Below are 1,076 nucleotides of genomic sequence, written 5' to 3' on the forward strand. Positions count from 1 at the left end.
TGCAGTGAGACCGAACTTTGGACCACCCGGAACTAAAGTTTTGCGCCTCTGATCACGTTGGTGGGCTGGTAGCGCCAGCGTGATTCTGCAGCAAAATCGGCGGCCGATTGCCGATCGCCCCGTGGGGCCGTTCTTCGTTATAGTATCTACGCCAAGTCTCCACCTTTTGCCGGGCATCCGCAAGGGACAGGAACCAATGGGCGTTGAGGCATTCGGCCCGGAAGCGGCCGTTGAAGGCTTCGATGAAGGCGTTGTCGGTCGGCTTGCCGGGTCGTGAGAAGTCCAGCGTGACGCCGCGCTGGTAGGCCCAGAGGTCAAGATCGCGCGACACGAACTCGCTGCCTTGATCGACCCGGATCGTCGTCGGGAGTCCCACTTCATTGCAAACCCTTTCCAGTACCTCCACGACGTCGGTGCCGCGGAAGGTGAGCCGCGGCTCCAGTGCGGGCGAGAAGCGGGAGAAGATATCGACGATCGTGAGCACCCGGAGCTTGCCGCCGGTGGCCAGCTGGTCATGAACGAAGTCCATTGCCCAGATCTCGTTGACCCGCGTCGCGGGCCGTCGGTCGTCGCGCAGCTTGGCCCTGACCCGGCGCTTGGGCGATTTGTTGCGCAATTGCAGGCCCAATTCGCGATAGATGCGACGCGTCTTGTTCTGCCCGTGACGCCATCCCTCGCGGCGTAGCAACACGTGGACACGGCGATAGCCGTAGCGAACGCGTACATGGCAGATCTCCTTGATCCGAGCTTCGAGGGTCGCCTGGCCGGAGCGACGAGATTTGTAGTGGTAGGTCGAACGGTCGAACTCGAGGGCCGCACAGGCCTTGCGGATCGACACCTGCCACTCACCGCAAACCTCATCGACGAGCTTGCGCTTCCGGCCAGGCTTCACAGCTTTCGGCGGATCACGTCCTGCAGCATCTCCTTGTCGAGTGACAGATCCGCCACCAGCTTCCTCAGCTTGGCGTTCTCGTCCTCGAGCTGCTTCAGCCGGCGCATCTCGGTCGGCAGCAGCCCGTCATACTTCTTCTTCCAATTGAAATAGGTCGCCTGGCTGATCCCGGCCTTGCGGCAGA

Annotated in this window: 1 protein-coding gene; it reads right to left on the minus strand. The window is 61.9% G+C overall.

The features are described from left to right. Nucleotides 1-52 precede the first annotated feature (52 nt). Nucleotides 53-1,076, minus strand: a protein-coding gene (locus I6F17_RS37405; RefSeq protein WP_225132293.1) for an IS3 family transposase whose coding sequence is annotated in 2 segments (ribosomal slippage) — nt 53-894 and nt 894-1,076 — 1,025 coding nt annotated over the 2 segments. Because the reading frame shifts where the segments join, the coding sequence is not laid out codon by codon here. This gene is flagged as partial in the annotation.

The sequence above is a fragment of the Bradyrhizobium sp. NBAIM18 genome, assembly GCF_020193825.1.
Classification (GTDB): domain Bacteria; phylum Pseudomonadota; class Alphaproteobacteria; order Rhizobiales; family Xanthobacteraceae; genus Bradyrhizobium; species Bradyrhizobium yuanmingense.